The organism is Hyphobacterium sp., assembly GCF_965228115.1.
Taxonomy (GTDB): Bacteria; Pseudomonadota; Alphaproteobacteria; order Caulobacterales; family Maricaulaceae; genus Hyphobacterium.
This window is the reverse complement of record NZ_OZ245794.1, coordinates 2,228,314-2,241,970: the sequence shown is the minus strand read 5'-3', so window position 1 is coordinate 2,241,970 and position 13,657 is coordinate 2,228,314. Positions and strand designations below refer to the sequence as shown.

The window sequence follows — 13,657 nt, the reverse complement described above, 5'->3', positions numbered from 1 at the left end:
TTTTTGTTGAAGTTACAGGGTCGGTCCGATGAAAGTCCGCAGCTCGATCAAATCGCTGAAAAATCGCCACGCTGCCTGCCAGGTGGTGCGTCGCCGTGGCCGTGTCTTCGTGATCAACAAGAAAGACCCGCGCTTCAAGGCCCGCGCCGGCTAAGCTGGCAGCGTCTTTCACGAGCGATTCTCGCCCCGGTCCAGGCCGGGGCGTTTTTGATTCCGGCGCCATTAAACTTCCGTGAGGCACAGCCAAGGCGGGTGGACGTGCGGACCGTTCAGCGTATCTTCGTCCGCTATGAAAGCCGTATTGATTGCCCTTCTACTGCAGGCTGCTTCGGTCGATCTGACGCCTGCCGATGATTTCCAGACGCCAGAGCAGCGTCTGACGGAGCGGCTGGACGCCTTGCAAGGCGCCAGCCCGAATGAAGCTACGCCGCTGGTCGATGAAATTCTGGCACTCTGGGCCACTTCGGGCAGCGATACGATTGATCTGCTGATGGATCGCGGCGAGGTCGCCATGGCCGCTGAAAACCCGGATATTGCGGCCCGGATGTTCAATCATGTCACCCAGCTGGAACCGGACTATGCCGAGGGCTGGTTGAGATCTGCGCAGGTCGCCTTTGCTCAGGATGACTGGGCGTATGCGTTGGAAGCACTGAATCAAACGCTGGCGCTCGAGCCGCGACGGTTTGATGCCTATTACCTGCTGGGATCGACACTGGAAGCCGCAGAACAGCCCGAGGCCGCGCTGGATGCCTATCAGGAAGCTCTTGTGATCTATCCGGCCTATGAGCTGGCGGGGCGGGCCGCAGCGCGCATCCGGGCCGAATTGCAGGGCCGCGCTCTGTGAGTTTCACCCGGTTTCTCCTGGCCGCTCTTATCGCCCTTCTGGCCGCTTCTCATGGAAAGGCTGACGATATGCCTCCTGCCGGTAACTTTCTGGAAATTGACGGCGCACAGATCCGCTATGTCGAAGAGGGTGAAGGGCCGGCGGTGCTTTTGCTGCATGGGGCTTCTTCCAATGCCGAGGATATGCGTCTGGCGCTTGGCGGCCACTTGCAGGGCTATCGCGCCATTTATGTCGACCGGCCCGGGCTGGGTTGGAGCGAGCGGCCAGGCGGGGCCTGGACGCCGGAACGTGAAGCAGCCCTTCTGGCCTCACTCGTGAACCAGCTGAATCTGGATGATCCGGTCGTGGTCGGCCATTCCTGGGGCGGCGCGATCTCCATGCGGCTGGCGATTGATCATGGTGAAGCGCTATCCGGTGTGGTTCTGGTCGGCGCCCCGCTTTATGCCGGCGTCGGGGAAGCCGCCTGGTATAATCGCGCCTCGCGCTGGTTTGGCATCGGGCCGCTGATAACGCGGGTGATCATCCCGCTGGTCGGGCCCTCACGGATAGAGGCGGGTCTGGAAGAAACTTTCCATCCGGCCCCGGTACCGGAAGGGTATGGCGAAGCCGTGAGCGTAACCCGCGTCTTCCGCACCGATATCTTCAAGGCGAATGCCTCGGATATGGCACAGGTGAATGATCATCTGGCAGCGCAGGATGATCTCTATGCGGGTGTGAGCCTGCCCGTCATCATGCTGGGTGGGGAGAGCGACCGTGTCGTTTTCACAAACCGCCATGCTGTTCCCGCAGCCGAAGTGATGCCGAATGCCCAGACCGTCATCCGCGAGGATTGGGGTCATATGCTGCACCACCAATCGCCGGAAGCTGTGCGCGCGGCCGTCGATGAACTGCATGGGGCTGGGGAGAACTCCCGCTAGTACCGCCCTCTCCGGTTGAGGAATCGCTTGACCGCTTCTAGCTTCCGGCCAACTGTTTCAATTCCAGCACAAGGATCCATCCCATGGATGATGCATCGCAATCAGCCGTTTCCGATACGTCCCATTCCATGGGAGGGGCCGCGCGCGATCAGCTGAAAGCTTTCGTGGCCCGCATTGAACGGCTGGAAGAAGACAAACAGCAAGTGATGACCGACATGAAGGAGGTCTATGCCGAAGCCAAGGCCATGGGCTATGACACCAAAATCCTTCGCCGCGTGATCGCGCTGCGCAAGATCGACCGCAATGAGCGGCAGGAAACTGAAGCCCTGCTCGAGCTCTATATGGGCGCGGTCGAGGGCTGATCCCGGCTTGGCGCGCGAGGTCGATCCGAAAAAGACCCGCAAGGCGTTACGCCGCTTAAAGCGCGCCCGCAAGAAAATCGAAGACAGCGAAAAGTCCGACACGCTTTCTGACTGGGAAGATGAGTTTCTTGGCTCGGTTGAAGACCGGCTGGAAACCTTCGGGTCAGCCTTTAATGACCCCGAGAAGGGTCATCTGGATGAAGCCCTGTCTGGCCTGCAAACCGCCAAGCTGCGCGAAATAGAACGCAAGGCGGCGGGAAAGGCGCGTAAGCCCATGTCGCGCGGCAAAGGCTTCAAATCCTCCTTTAAACGTAAGGGTTCCGGCCCGCGTGTGCGGGATATCAATGAGGATATCGAAGAAGAAACACCAGAGGCGGATGAGATACCGGAGGCTGCCGCCGAACCATCCCGTCCAAGCGGTCCACCCAAGCTGCGGGTGGTGAAGGGCGACAAGGGTGACACCTGAACAGCGCGCGTTCTGGGACCGGTTTTGTGCCGAGACCGGCCATTCCGGTGAGCCCTTTGATGTCGATCAGTTCGGTGACAGCGAGGCGATGGCGGACGAGCTGTTAGAGCTGGTTCTGATTGGCCAGAAGCAAGCGACCTGCGCGCTGGCGCGCTGGTATGAGCCGCCCGGTGCGCGCTATCCAAAAGCGGGCGATTATTCTCTTATCGTCGATGGACGGGGTAAGCCCGCTTGCGTGATCCGGACGACGTCCGTTGAGGTCAAACCGGTGCGCGAGGCTGACGCCCAATTTGCCTGGGATGAGGGCGAAGGCGACCGGTCGTTTGAATACTGGTGGCGCGAGCATATCGCCTATTGGACGCGCGAGGCCAAACGGGAAGGCTTCGAATTTGCCGAAGACCTTCCCGCCTGTTTTGAACGATTTGAATTGGCCTGGGTACCCGATCAGGCCGAGCGGGCCTGATCCACATCCAGATCGTATTCGCGGACCTTGCGATAGAGCGTTGAGCGGCCCAAACCCAGACGGCGGGCCACTTCGGCCATCCGTCCGGCATAGGTCTCGATCGCAAACTCAATTAGATCGCGTTCAATGGATTCCAACGGGCGCAAATGCCCCCCCTCATCCATGATCGGCACTGGCGGCAATTCCACATCAGACGCTTGCGTTTCAAACGCCTGGTCCGGCAGAGGCGGTGGCGGAAGATCGCCCAGATCCCCGACCAGGCCGGAAATCTGCGGGAAGTCTTCCGGCTGCAAAAAATCGCCTTCGCACAGCACGACCGCGCGGAAGACGGAGTTTTCCAACTGGCGGACATTGCCCGGCCAATCGAATGCCGTCAGCATCGCCATGGTTTCCGGCGACGCATCGACCACAGCCCGGTTTTCCTGAGCGTTGAAGCGCGTGATGAAGTGGCGCACCAGAGCGGCCACATCTTCCTTGCGCGAACGCAAGGACGGCACTTCGATTGGGAAGACGTTCAGACGATAGAACAGGTCTTCGCGGAAACGCCCGGCTTCGACTTCTGTGGTCAGATCGCGGTTGGTGGCCGAGATAATGCGGACATCCACCTTCACCGGAGCTTTGGAACCAACCGGATCGACCTCACCTTCCTGAAGCGCACGCAGCAGTTTCACCTGCATGTCGAGCGGCAATTCGCCGATCTCATCGAGGAAGAGCGTGCCGCCATCAGCCTCCTGAAATTTACCCATATGCTTGCCGGTCGCGCCCGTGAACGAGCCTTTCTCGTGACCGAACAGGGTCGATTCCACCAGGTTTTCTGGAATGGCGCCGCAGTTGACCGCCACAAAAGGCTTGTCGGCGCGTTCGGAGGCTGCGCGGATCGCACCTGCGACTAATTCCTTACCAACACCGCTTTCGCCCGTGATGAGGATCGGAATGGAAGATGTTGCCGCGCGTTGTCCCAGACGCACCACCTGGCGCATGGCTGGCGCGCCAGCGATCATGTCTTCAAAGCCGAGCGAGCCATCCGAGCGGGTTTTCTTCAGACGCTTCACCTCACCGGTGAGGGTTTGCATCTTCAAGACATTACGGACGGAGACCGTGATCCGTTCCGGGCTGGCGGGCTTGATGAAGAAGTCCGCCGCGCCGGCACGCATCGCCGCCACAACGGTTTCAATGCCGCCATGCGCCGTCAGCACGATGACCGGGGTTTCGATGCCCTTGCGCTGGCAGGCTTCCAGCACGTCCATCCCATCCATGCCCGGCATCACCAGATCGAGCAGCATGACATCGACCCCGCCTTTTACGAGACGTTCCAGCGCTGCTTCCCCGCCATCGGCAGAGGCCACGTCAAAACCCTGTTTTTCGAGAACCGCCTGCAGCAGGCGGCGTTGAGTCGGATCGTCATCGACGATCAGCACGGTCTTCGCCATCACACCCAAGCCCTTTCGGCTACCCAATGTTTTCATTGCCGGGTCTTTTGACCTCGCCCTCCCCGGCCTTTTGACCGATCAAGGGGGCAATCCATCCATGCGCCGTTATGGGACAGGTCTGGTAAAATTCACGTGTATACGCTGGTGACACAGTATTAAGCATAATCCTGATGGGCGGTTATGAATGGACATGACTCGCTTTTTGGTTGCATTAAATACTTAGAGTTGTAATGTCTCTCTGTCAGACTGGGAGGGAAGACATGAAACTAACCAAAGCCATATTTGGCGGTGTAATTGCCGCGCTGGCCTCATCATCCATGGCGATTGCGAGCTGTACCAGCTATTGCAATCAACAATGCGAAGGCCTTGTGGGCGGGGAATTCATCCTCTGCATCAATAAGTGTTTTGCCGATAATGATGATTGCCCGCCACCCGGGCCTTGATCAGCTTTGACCAGTTGTGAGGGCGGCGGCAAAGCCGCCCCCTTACAACTCCCTTGCTTACTAAAGGTTGACTTTTACGCGACAACGGATTCTGCTCTGGCGGGGTTGCGGTGAAGACATGGAGGCCGTTGATGGCCATCGAATTGATCGCGTTGGCGTTCTGGCAATCAGCCGCTACATCCGCAGAATCGTGCACCGCACTCGCGAATGTCGCGCCCCCGCGATCCGGTGAACTCTTTCTCTACGCGACCGATATCAATGGCGAAGATATGGGCATGGTCATGGGCGTGCAGATCGTTACCTCCACGGGTCTTGCCACGTCTTTCCGCCAGGGTGCCGGATTGACCGCAGATTCGATTGAAATGAGTAATGGAACGCCGGTCCGGTCCTATGCTGGCGCGGCCTTCCCTCGCTCTGCTGGTAGCGGAAACCGCCGCCGCGAATGGTCTTACAGCCCGTCCCCTGACGAGGTTCTGGCGCGGCTCGGCCCCGGAGAGACAGAAGAGATTTTTATCAGCGAACGTTCCGCCGGCGCGGGCGAGCGTTATACGGCTACGCTCGCGTTTGATCGCTGTGATACGCTGGACGTGGATGGTGATCCGGTCCCGGCGAATGTTTACAGCATCGCCCGCGAGATCGATAGAGAAACGGAAGTCCGCGAAATCTGGCTGTCCAGTGAAACCGGGTGGTGGCTTATGGAGCATCAACCGGCACAGTCCATGACCACGCGGCTGATCGGCATGGGTGGCGAGTGACGTCCAAGCGTAAAGCCCAACGCGCACGCCGCCTGGGTTTCGCTTTTAACTTGCATGAAAGGCTCCGGCGACTACAGTGCTGCGGGACAGGATACGGGTGATGACTTGCGACTAGCAGCGCCCATACTCGCTTTTTCTTGCTATGCCCTGGCGTCTTGCGGCCCTTCGGCAGGGGCCAGCCACGCGCGCTACGTGACAGAACCCGTTAGCTTCGGCGATATCCGCGATATTGTGCCGGCCATTGGTGAAATCCGGCCGGCTGGACAGGTGGAAGTTGGCGCCGAGATCACCGGCCGGATCATCGAGGTGTTTGTCGATTTCGATGAGGAAGTTGAAGAAGGCCAGCTGCTTGCCCGGATCGACCCCGCGCCCTATGAGGCCGGGCTGGCTCAGGCCGAGGCCAGCCTGCGCACGGCCAATGCCCGCGTCCGAGCGGCCACAGCAGAGCGCGACAATATCGCCCGGGAATTGGCCCGGGCACAGGCACTCCGCACGCGGGGCACGGCGCCGGCCAGCCTGGTGGAGGATTTTGAGTTTGATCTGATCGCTCAGGAGGCCCGTGTGGCGCAGGCCCGGGCCGAAGCCGAGCTGGCAATCAGCCGGGTCGAACAGGCCCGGATTGATCTTTCGCTGACCGAGATCCGCTCACCCATTGATGGCTTTATTCAGGACCGTCTGATTGAAGAAGGCCAGACTGTCTCGGCCGCCCAATCCACACCGACGCTTTTCATCGTATCCTCTGATCTCTCCAATGTGGTGATCGAGGCCCTAGTGGCGGAAAATGATATTGGCCGCGTTCGCGAAGGCCTCGAGGTGAGGTTTACTGTTGAAGCCTATCCAGGCGAAGAATTTTACGGCGTCTCCGGCCCCGTGCGGCGATCCCCGCGCGAGCAGGGCCGCTTTGTCTCCTATCCGGTTCTTATTGAGGCCAGCGACCCGGAACAACGGCTTCTGCCGGGAATGACGGCCGCGGTTGAATTCGTGCACGACGAAGCGCGGGCAGTCACACGCATCCGGATCGAGGCGCTCTCAACCTTCCCGGTCGGTTGGTGCCCGGATGAAATCACCAATGAGGACATAGATAGTACACCCGGCCCCCGAACATCCGACATGTCCGCTTCGATGAGGTGCGCGGCAGCAATCGGCACTCTGGCAGGGCGCATGTATCGCACTGGCCAGCGCAGGGTCTTCGTCATGCAAGATGGTCACCCGGTCATGCATCGTGTCCGGGTCGGGGCCGAAGATGACCGCTATGTCGAGATTATCGATGGCGATCTGCGCATTGGTGATGAAGTTCTGATCCGGGATCGGGAGCGTTTCTAATGGCAGACGCCACCGCCACGACCGATTGGACGCTGGAGCTGGATCAGCTTTGCCACTTCTACGGCAAGCAGCGCGAAACGCCGTCGGTCAAATTTCCGGAACGCCATGTTTTCAGGCCCGGCGAAATCACCGTCCTTGTCGGCGAGTCCGGCTCGGGAAAATCGACCCTGTTAAAAATGATTGGCGGATTGGATTTCCCGCGTGATGGCAGTGTCGTTGTCCGATGGGACATCTGCCTGGATCCAAACGATCAGCGGGATAAAGCCATCACCAAGCGATTGCCTCGCCGGCATGACTGGCTTGCGCATTACCGCAGGCACCGCGTGGCCTTCCTGTTTCAAGATGGCGGATTGCTAGAGGAATTCAGCGTTCTCCAGAACGTTATGTTACCGCTTCGATACGCAGAAATCCCGAGATCCGAACGGCTAAAGCGATGCCGGGACGCGCTTATTCGCGTGGGGCTTGGAGACAAAATCGAACGGCAGCTGCATCAGCTGTCCGGTGGAGAACGCCACCGGGTGGCGATGGCGCGCACCATTGCCCGGGAAGCGGCTATTGTTGTGTGCGATGAACCCACCGCTGCACTCGACAAGGAAAACGCCTTGCTGGTTCGCGACATTCTCAAGGACGAAGCGAAACGCGGCGCCTGTGTGTTTATTGCGACCCATGACGCGCGCCTGATGAAACCAGGATTTGTTGATCACACGATTACAGTCACGGAGGGCGCGGCCTCTTTAACGTCACACCGGCGAAAACTCAGCAAGAGGGCCAGGCGCTGACGCAGTCATTGCTCAATTTTGCGATCGCCATCCAACGGTGGGTCAGGGCTTACGCCACTGAATTACCGCACAAACTCCGCTACAGGCTTGGCGACAACATCCATATTGCATTGCTGGCGGTTCTCGCCCGGCCAATCCGGACAGGGTTGATGATCATAACCCTGGGTGCCGGCGTGGGTGTCGTTACGCTTTCAAGCGCTGTGATCACCGGCTTTAGCGGTGAAATCGAGCGAATGTCCTTCGGGGCCTATGCACGTTCTCTGGTGATTACACCCAACTATCTCGCCGCTGACCAGGCCCGGATCAGCCGCCTGCCGGATCTCGACCGGCTGATGGAAGTTCTGGGTCCGGACCAGGTCGAAGGCGCCGCGGCCTGGCGGATCGCCCGTCAGGTGCCCGCCGCCTATCTGGGCGAAAGAGCCGATCTGACGGTTTACGGCGTGTTGGGCGATTACACCTTCGAAGCCGATATGGCGCTGGCGCAAGGGCGGCCTTTCGAGGTTTCGGACATTGATTCCTCACGCCGCATCTGCCTTCTGGGCGCTGATGCGGCTTATCGCCTGTTTTCCGGTGGCGCAGCCGCCGGACGTACAATCCGCGTCAACGGGCTGAGCTGTTATGTTCAAGGCGTCTTTGAACACGGCGATACGGTGATCGCATCACGCTATTCTAACGCGATCATCGCCCCGTTTCACACGGTTGCGCGCTATTTTACGCCCACCAATCATCTGGCACCGAACGAAGCTGACCGGTTGACCATTGTGCTGCGCGACCGGGAGATGCTGTATGATGCTCGTCATGCCGCCGAACGGATCTTGCGGCGTCAGCACGGCGTTCCGCAATCGCAAGCCGCCCCCTTTCTGTTTGCCGACCCCAGCGCCCCGACAGCCGCGATGGAACAACAGCGGGATTTGATGGCCAGGCTCCTGATATCGGTTGCAAGCGTGGCCATGCTGGCCGCCATTCTGGCATTTGCCGGAGCCAGTTGGACCCTCACCGAGTTGCGGCGGCGAAGTATCGCGATCCAGGCCATTCATGGCGCGTCCTATCTGGACATTGTGATCCAGTTCAATTCCGAGAGCCTGACGCTCGGCGTGCTCGGGGGTCTGTTTGGAGTGGGGGCCGCGCTGTTATTGGCGCCCTTCATGGAGGCCTGGTTAGGCTGGCCGGCCCAATTTGATCCTGTCATCCTTCTGGGTTCGGTTGCTCTTGGAATGTTTTCCGGCATGATTGCCGGATCGGCCTCCGCGCAGCGCGCCGGCATGACCATGCCCGGAGACGCGATCGTCAATTGACGCCTACGGTCTGGCGCGGCAACACAAGACCAATGAGCACGCCACCCCCGCCTTTCGGGTTTCATTCCAACGCCTGGCCGTTCGAGCCGCAAGACATGATGAACCGGATGCCTGCTGAGCTGCGGCCTCAGGCACGCGGGGTTCTTTTCTGGATGGTCAGCTGGCCACTGATTATTCTGGGATCAACCGTCATCGCCAGCCTGCTCGCAGATCTTCTGGCGGGCGGCAGCACGGAAAACATGATCCGCGCCTATTATGTCATGATCGTCGTCACTTATCTCGGCGTTTTGTGGCTCTTTGCGCGTTGGCTGAAGCCACAAGGACTGGCTGGCGCCGTGCTTGATTTCAGACCCGAACGGCCGGGCCTCGAGAGCGGTTATGCGTTTGTGCTGCTGATCCTCAGCCTGATCTTCAGCCTGACAGCAGTTTATATCTTTCAAAACCTGGCACCAGCGCCCTTGCCGATGATGCGTCCACCTGTTCCCGGACAGGATCCGCTGTCGATCTGGTATCTCGTACCCGCAATCGTGATTCTTGCGCCCTATATCGAGGAAGTCGTCATGCGGGGCTGGATCCTTCCGGCCCTGGTTGTGCGAATGGGCGGATGGATCCTCCCCATTGTGATCAGCGCCGCCTTTTTTGGCCTGCTTCATTTTTTCGCTGGCTGGCCGAGCGTTGTTTACACAACCGTTCTCGGTATTTGTGCCGGGATAGCGCGGCGTGTCACCGGGCGCATGTGGGCCCCGATCACGCTGCACATGGCGAATAATGCACTGGCGGTGTCCAATCTTTGACGTTGGCGTCAAGGGGAATTGCGAATTGACCTTCCGAAAAAGAGACTCTAGCCGAATGGCATGAGCACCGCTTCCAACGCCTTGCGCGACATCCGCCCGCCTCTGGAGTCCTTCAAAGGCAAAAAACCGCCCTATCCGGCCTGGCTGAAGACAGCGCTGGCCGCCGAGTGCGAGACCGGTTCCGTCGCGGTTGAGGGTGCCACCATCAGCTGGAAAGCCTGGGGTGAGCGCGGCCTGCCGGGCGTCATGCTGGTCCATGGCGGGGTGGCGCATAAACAATGGTGGGACGCCATTGCTCCCTTCCTGCCCGGCCTGCGTGTGGTCGCGATTGATCTTTCAGGCATGGGTGATAGCGGCCATCGAGATGTGTACCGGATGCCGCTCTACGCCGAGGAGGTAAAGGCTGTCGGCGCTGCAGCAGGCCTGTTCGAAGCCGGAAAACCGTTCTTGGCCGGGCATTCTTTCGGCGGCTTTGTCACCCTGATGGCGGCGATGACCTTCGGCGAGCAACTGGCTGGCGCAATCATTCTGGATTCACCGGTGCGTCCGCCCGATGAGCAGCGGCGCTCGTCCCCGCCGCAACGGGGCGGCAAGGTCTATGATGACATGGAAACGCCGATTGCGCGCTTCCGGCTCTTGCCGCCTCAACCCTGCGAACAGGTGGCTGTGGTCGATCATATCGCACGCAACTCCCTGAAATCGGTTGAGGGCGGCTTTTCCTGGAAGTTTGACGTCAATCTGTGGGCGAAGCTGGAATATCAACGCCGCGACCCGGACGTCCTGCGCGATACAGCCCAATGCCCGTTGGCTTTTTTCCGGGGTGCCGATACCTCCCTGGTGACCGACGAGATCTGGGACTTCATGGCGGCTACTTTCGGCCCGGACACCCCGATGATCTCCATTCCTGATGCGCAGCACCATCTTATTCTGGATCAGCCGCTGGCCGTAGCCGCCTCACTCCAAACCTTGATGGAATCAGGTTGGGGCCAAGGACGTTCTGCGCGCTGAGCAAGCCTGCCGGAAAGGGCTTGGCGCAGTGAAACACGCGTGATAATCGCTTTGTCATCCTAACGACAAGCCGGGGGCAGAACATGGCGGATTACGAGCGCGGTACGATGGAGATCGGCGAGCAGAGCCGCACCTTTTCCAACTTCATGCGTTTGTCCATCTGGTTTGGCGGGCTGACCGCGCTGACCGTGCTGTTCCTGTCGCTGACCTTTGCCGCGGGCACAAGCTGGATGGTCGCGCTTCTGATCACGGTGATCGTGGGCCTGGCAGTTGGCGTTGCTCTCGACCGCAGGGCCCGCTGGTACGCAACGGTCATCGGCCTGGCCGTCGTGATCTTCCTGTCAGCCGTAACCGCCAATCTGGTCGGGATGCTGCTCTAGGGCTTGAAGCTTCAAGCCAATTGAACACAGCCCGTTGCAGATCAATTAATCGCCCAGCCCCGGATTTCCAGAAGGCGGCGCCAGGTCGAATTCATAGGTTCGCGAGGGTGAGGCCGGATCGGTTGGATCGACATCAACTGTCACCACAATTGTCATAACCGTCCCCGTTTCATTGGCCGGATAGTGAATTCCGCGGAATTCCTGAATGTAGCGTGGATCAACAAACTGGCCGCCATCCCGGACAATCTCGACAGTCGGCGTGCCGGGTGGACAGCTGCCATTATCCGTCACTGCAAAGGCGCCTTCCACCGAGTAGTCCGATACCTCACCGAGGCGGGTGCGGCGATCGCTCAGGCCTACCCCCACCGCGCAGCCATTCCCTGTGAACTGAAATGAGACCCCGAACGTGTTGGGAAAGTTTTCGATTTGAAAGGACGGGACCGACTGGGACCGAACCGCTGTTACAAGCAGGTTCGAAAAAGAATTACTCAACATATTCTGGTAGGTCGGCAATCGATTGGGCGTTGAGTCCATCGTCAGATCCAGCGTGAAGGCTTCGCCCGCGTCGAATATTCCGGCTTCCCCGGAAATTTGTTCGCCAGGGCTGTCCCCGATCCGGCAGCGACCGCCTATGCCGGGCATGAGCGAACAATTGATCTGGCCTTCTTCAACCAGAAAATGATCGCCCGGACGTGTCGCGTCGCCTTCCCTATTGGCGGGCTCAAACAGGGACGCAATTGAGACTTCGAAAAAGTCGCCGCGATCTACACCGTCTGATTGAGCGATACGGCGCAGCGCGGAATCTGCCGGACATAAATCCAGATTTTTGGGCACCCTCAGAACCGCGAGATGTTGTGTCGTCGATAAAAACAGGTTGACGATGGCAGAAGACAGGCCCTGGCTAACAATCTGCAACTGCACGGGACATCCGCCGCATTGTCGCGGAATTGGGCATGACAGCTTTTGGCATCGCTACCGCCGGAGTTGAGAATGGTGAAATACGCGGTTGCTGTCGCATCACGCGCCACGACGCGGGCATCCGGCATAGTGGTTCCGTGCAAAACGGGACGGCCCCGGCCAGTGAGCTGGTCGCAAAGACCAATGTTACTCCCAGGGTTCGAAGCATGGCAGCCTCGCCTGATGACCTGCGTTAAGGTTGAAAGTCGCCAGCTGCGCGAGTCTCGTGCGGCCACCCTCTTTTTCTTTGGTTGGAATTGGCGCATGTTCGCGCTATCTATCGCCGCCGCAACCAAGAGCGGGTCCGCATGAAAATTGCCATTCTGAAAGAACGTCATGCGGGGGAGACCCGCGTTGCTGCCACGCCCGACACCGTTAAAAAGCTTGTCGGGGCTGGTCATGAAATCCAGATCGAAAAAGGCGCGGGCGCGTCTGCCAGCCTGCCGGATGAGCTTTATGAAGCCGCCGGCGCCAAGCTCGGCACGCTGGCCGCGACCTTAAAAGGCGCAGATGCAGTCTATGCCGTGAAATCGCCGGATGAAGCGACGCTGGCCAAGCTGCCCAAGGGCTGTGTGCTGGTCGCTCTACTCGAACCCCATGGCGACAAGGCGCAAGCCAAGGCGTTGGCTGCGGCGGGCATTGATGCGCTCGCCATGGAATTTACGCCGCGGATCACCCGTGCACAGGCCATGGATGCGCTCTCCAGCCAATCCAACCTGGCTGGATACCGCGCCGTTATCGAAGCTTCGCAGATCTATCACCGTGCCTTTCCCATGATGATGACGGCGGCCGGAACGGTTGCTGCCGCCAAGGCGTTTGTGATGGGCGCAGGCGTGGCCGGCCTTCAGGCGATTGCCACGGCACGACGTCTGGGCGCGGTTGTGACCGCGACAGACGTGCGGCCCGCGGCCAAGGAACAGGTCGCGTCGCTGGGCGCAAAATTCATCGCTGTTGAAGATGACGAGTTTAAAGAGGCCGAGACCTCGGGCGGTTATGCCAAGGAAATGTCAAAGGCATACCAGGCCAAGCAGGCCGAGTTGGTCGCCAATCACATCGCCAAGCAGGATGTGGTGGTCACCACCGCGCTGATTCCCGGGCGGCCTGCCCCCAAACTCATTACCAAAGAGATGGTCGAGCGCATGAAGCCAGGCGCCGTGATCGTGGATCTGGCCGCCCCGGCTGGCGGCAATTGCGAGCTGACCAAGGCCGATGAGATTGTCGAGCATAATGGCGTGTCGATCGCCGGGTTCTCCAATCTTCCGGGCCGTTTGGCCGCAGATGCGTCCTCACTTTACGCCCGAAACCTCGTCAATCTGACGCCTTTGCTGGTTGATGACGAGGGCAAGAAAGCCCCGCACTGGGACGATGAAATCATTGTGGGCATGGCCCTGACGCGCGACGGCAAGGTCGTGCATGAAACGCTGAAATAGGAAGGATGAGG

At 59.6% G+C, this 13,657-nt stretch carries 17 protein-coding genes; 15 read left to right on the top strand and 2 right to left on the bottom strand.

The features are described from left to right. Window positions 1-28 precede the first annotated feature (28 nt). The 6 genes from ykgO (at window position 29) to ACO079_RS11520 (ending at window position 3,052) form a co-directional block, all read left to right on the top strand. Window positions 29-154 (top strand): type B 50S ribosomal protein L36, encoded by a 126-nt coding sequence (gene ykgO, locus ACO079_RS11545; RefSeq protein ID WP_330198477.1) that lies wholly within the window; start codon window positions 29-31, stop codon window positions 152-154. Window positions 155-289: 135 nt separating this feature from the next. Next, a complete protein-coding gene (locus tag ACO079_RS11540) occupies window positions 290-844 on the top strand; it encodes a tetratricopeptide repeat protein (RefSeq protein WP_421790193.1) in 555 nt (184 codons plus the stop codon). Continuing rightward, complete coding sequence (locus ACO079_RS11535; protein ID WP_421790191.1) at window positions 841-1,761, top strand: alpha/beta fold hydrolase; 921 nt, start codon at window positions 841-843, stop codon at window positions 1,759-1,761. The genes ACO079_RS11540 and ACO079_RS11535 overlap by 4 nt, the downstream gene beginning before the upstream one ends. A gap of 83 nt (window positions 1,762-1,844) precedes the next feature. Further along, complete coding sequence (locus tag ACO079_RS11530; RefSeq protein WP_421790189.1) at window positions 1,845-2,123, top strand: DUF2312 domain-containing protein; 279 nt, start codon at window positions 1,845-1,847, stop codon at window positions 2,121-2,123. Between the two features lie 7 nt (window positions 2,124-2,130). Further along, window positions 2,131-2,589, top strand: a complete 459-nt coding sequence (locus ACO079_RS11525) for a hypothetical protein (RefSeq protein ID WP_421790188.1) — start codon at window positions 2,131-2,133, stop codon at window positions 2,587-2,589. Next, window positions 2,579-3,052: an ASCH domain-containing protein gene (locus ACO079_RS11520; protein ID WP_421790186.1), complete on the top strand. Its 474-nt coding sequence runs from the start codon at window positions 2,579-2,581 to the stop codon at window positions 3,050-3,052. The genes ACO079_RS11525 and ACO079_RS11520 overlap by 11 nt, the downstream gene beginning before the upstream one ends. On the opposite strand, the gene ACO079_RS11515 is transcribed toward ACO079_RS11520, so the two are convergent. Beyond that, on the bottom strand, window positions 3,034-4,482 hold the full coding sequence (locus tag ACO079_RS11515; protein ID WP_421792955.1) for a sigma-54-dependent transcriptional regulator: 1,449 nt from the start codon (window positions 4,480-4,482) through the stop codon (window positions 3,034-3,036). The two genes, ACO079_RS11520 and ACO079_RS11515, sit on opposite strands and share 19 nt — an antisense overlap. Window positions 4,483-4,742: 260 nt before the next feature. On the opposite strand from ACO079_RS11515, the gene ACO079_RS11510 reads away from it, so the two are divergent. The 8 genes from ACO079_RS11510 to ACO079_RS11475 all read left to right on the top strand — a co-directional run bounded on the left by ACO079_RS11510 (window position 4,743) and on the right by ACO079_RS11475 (window position 11,259). Beyond that, window positions 4,743-4,925: a hypothetical protein gene (locus ACO079_RS11510; RefSeq protein ID WP_421790184.1), complete on the top strand. Its 183-nt coding sequence runs from the start codon at window positions 4,743-4,745 to the stop codon at window positions 4,923-4,925. 131 nt (window positions 4,926-5,056) lie between these two features. After that, window positions 5,057-5,680: a hypothetical protein gene (locus ACO079_RS11505; protein ID WP_421790182.1), complete on the top strand. Its 624-nt coding sequence runs from the start codon at window positions 5,057-5,059 to the stop codon at window positions 5,678-5,680. Window positions 5,681-5,872: 192 nt separating this feature from the next. Then, window positions 5,873-7,003, top strand: coding sequence for an efflux RND transporter periplasmic adaptor subunit (locus ACO079_RS11500; RefSeq protein ID WP_421790180.1), 1,131 nt, complete (start codon window positions 5,873-5,875; stop codon window positions 7,001-7,003). Next, entirely contained in the window at window positions 7,003-7,782 is a 780-nt protein-coding gene (locus ACO079_RS11495) for an ABC transporter ATP-binding protein (RefSeq protein ID WP_421790178.1), read from the top strand. The genes ACO079_RS11500 and ACO079_RS11495 overlap by 1 nt, the downstream gene beginning before the upstream one ends. Window positions 7,783-7,931: 149 nt before the next feature. Next, on the top strand, window positions 7,932-9,077 hold the full coding sequence (locus ACO079_RS11490) for an ABC transporter permease (protein WP_421790176.1): 1,146 nt from the start codon (window positions 7,932-7,934) through the stop codon (window positions 9,075-9,077). A 32-nt stretch (window positions 9,078-9,109) separates the two neighbouring features. Then, on the top strand, window positions 9,110-9,871 hold the full coding sequence (locus ACO079_RS11485) for a CPBP family intramembrane glutamic endopeptidase (protein ID WP_421790174.1): 762 nt from the start codon (window positions 9,110-9,112) through the stop codon (window positions 9,869-9,871). A gap of 60 nt (window positions 9,872-9,931) precedes the next feature. Then, window positions 9,932-10,879 (top strand): alpha/beta fold hydrolase, encoded by a 948-nt coding sequence (locus ACO079_RS11480; protein ID WP_421790172.1) that lies wholly within the window; start codon window positions 9,932-9,934, stop codon window positions 10,877-10,879. A gap of 83 nt (window positions 10,880-10,962) precedes the next feature. Continuing rightward, complete coding sequence (locus tag ACO079_RS11475; protein ID WP_421790171.1) at window positions 10,963-11,259, top strand: aa3-type cytochrome c oxidase subunit IV; 297 nt, start codon at window positions 10,963-10,965, stop codon at window positions 11,257-11,259. Between the two features lie 45 nt (window positions 11,260-11,304). Here ACO079_RS11475 and ACO079_RS11470 read toward each other — a convergent pair whose 3' ends face one another. Next, window positions 11,305-12,180 carry a hypothetical protein gene (locus ACO079_RS11470; protein ID WP_421790169.1) on the bottom strand — a complete coding sequence of 292 codons (876 nt, stop codon included), beginning with the start codon at window positions 12,178-12,180 and terminating at the stop codon, window positions 11,305-11,307. Between the two features lie 344 nt (window positions 12,181-12,524). On the opposite strand from ACO079_RS11470, the gene ACO079_RS11465 reads away from it, so the two are divergent. Beyond that, window positions 12,525-13,646 (top strand): Re/Si-specific NAD(P)(+) transhydrogenase subunit alpha, encoded by a 1,122-nt coding sequence (locus ACO079_RS11465; protein WP_421790167.1) that lies wholly within the window; start codon window positions 12,525-12,527, stop codon window positions 13,644-13,646. Window positions 13,647-13,657: the final 11 nt, after the last annotated feature.

Coding starts and splice junctions, on each gene's coding strand:
- ykgO (WP_330198477.1), top strand. CDS start 29: ATGAAAGTCCGCAGCTCGATCAAATCGCTGAAAAATCGCCACGCTGCC.
- ACO079_RS11540 (WP_421790193.1), top strand. CDS start 290: ATGAAAGCCGTATTGATTGCCCTTCTACTGCAGGCTGCTTCGGTCGAT.
- ACO079_RS11530 (WP_421790189.1), top strand. CDS start 1,845: ATGGATGATGCATCGCAATCAGCCGTTTCCGATACGTCCCATTCCATG.
- ACO079_RS11515 (WP_421792955.1), bottom strand. CDS start 4,482: ATGGCGAAGACCGTGCTGATCGTCGATGACGATCCGACTCAACGCCGC.
- ACO079_RS11510 (WP_421790184.1), top strand. CDS start 4,743: ATGAAACTAACCAAAGCCATATTTGGCGGTGTAATTGCCGCGCTGGCC.
- ACO079_RS11505 (WP_421790182.1), top strand. CDS start 5,057: ATGGCCATCGAATTGATCGCGTTGGCGTTCTGGCAATCAGCCGCTACA.
- ACO079_RS11495 (WP_421790178.1), top strand. CDS start 7,003: ATGGCAGACGCCACCGCCACGACCGATTGGACGCTGGAGCTGGATCAG.
- ACO079_RS11490 (WP_421790176.1), top strand. CDS start 7,932: ATGATCATAACCCTGGGTGCCGGCGTGGGTGTCGTTACGCTTTCAAGC.
- ACO079_RS11485 (WP_421790174.1), top strand. CDS start 9,110: ATGAGCACGCCACCCCCGCCTTTCGGGTTTCATTCCAACGCCTGGCCG.
- ACO079_RS11480 (WP_421790172.1), top strand. CDS start 9,932: ATGAGCACCGCTTCCAACGCCTTGCGCGACATCCGCCCGCCTCTGGAG.
- ACO079_RS11475 (WP_421790171.1), top strand. CDS start 10,963: ATGGCGGATTACGAGCGCGGTACGATGGAGATCGGCGAGCAGAGCCGC.
- ACO079_RS11465 (WP_421790167.1), top strand. CDS start 12,525: ATGAAAATTGCCATTCTGAAAGAACGTCATGCGGGGGAGACCCGCGTT.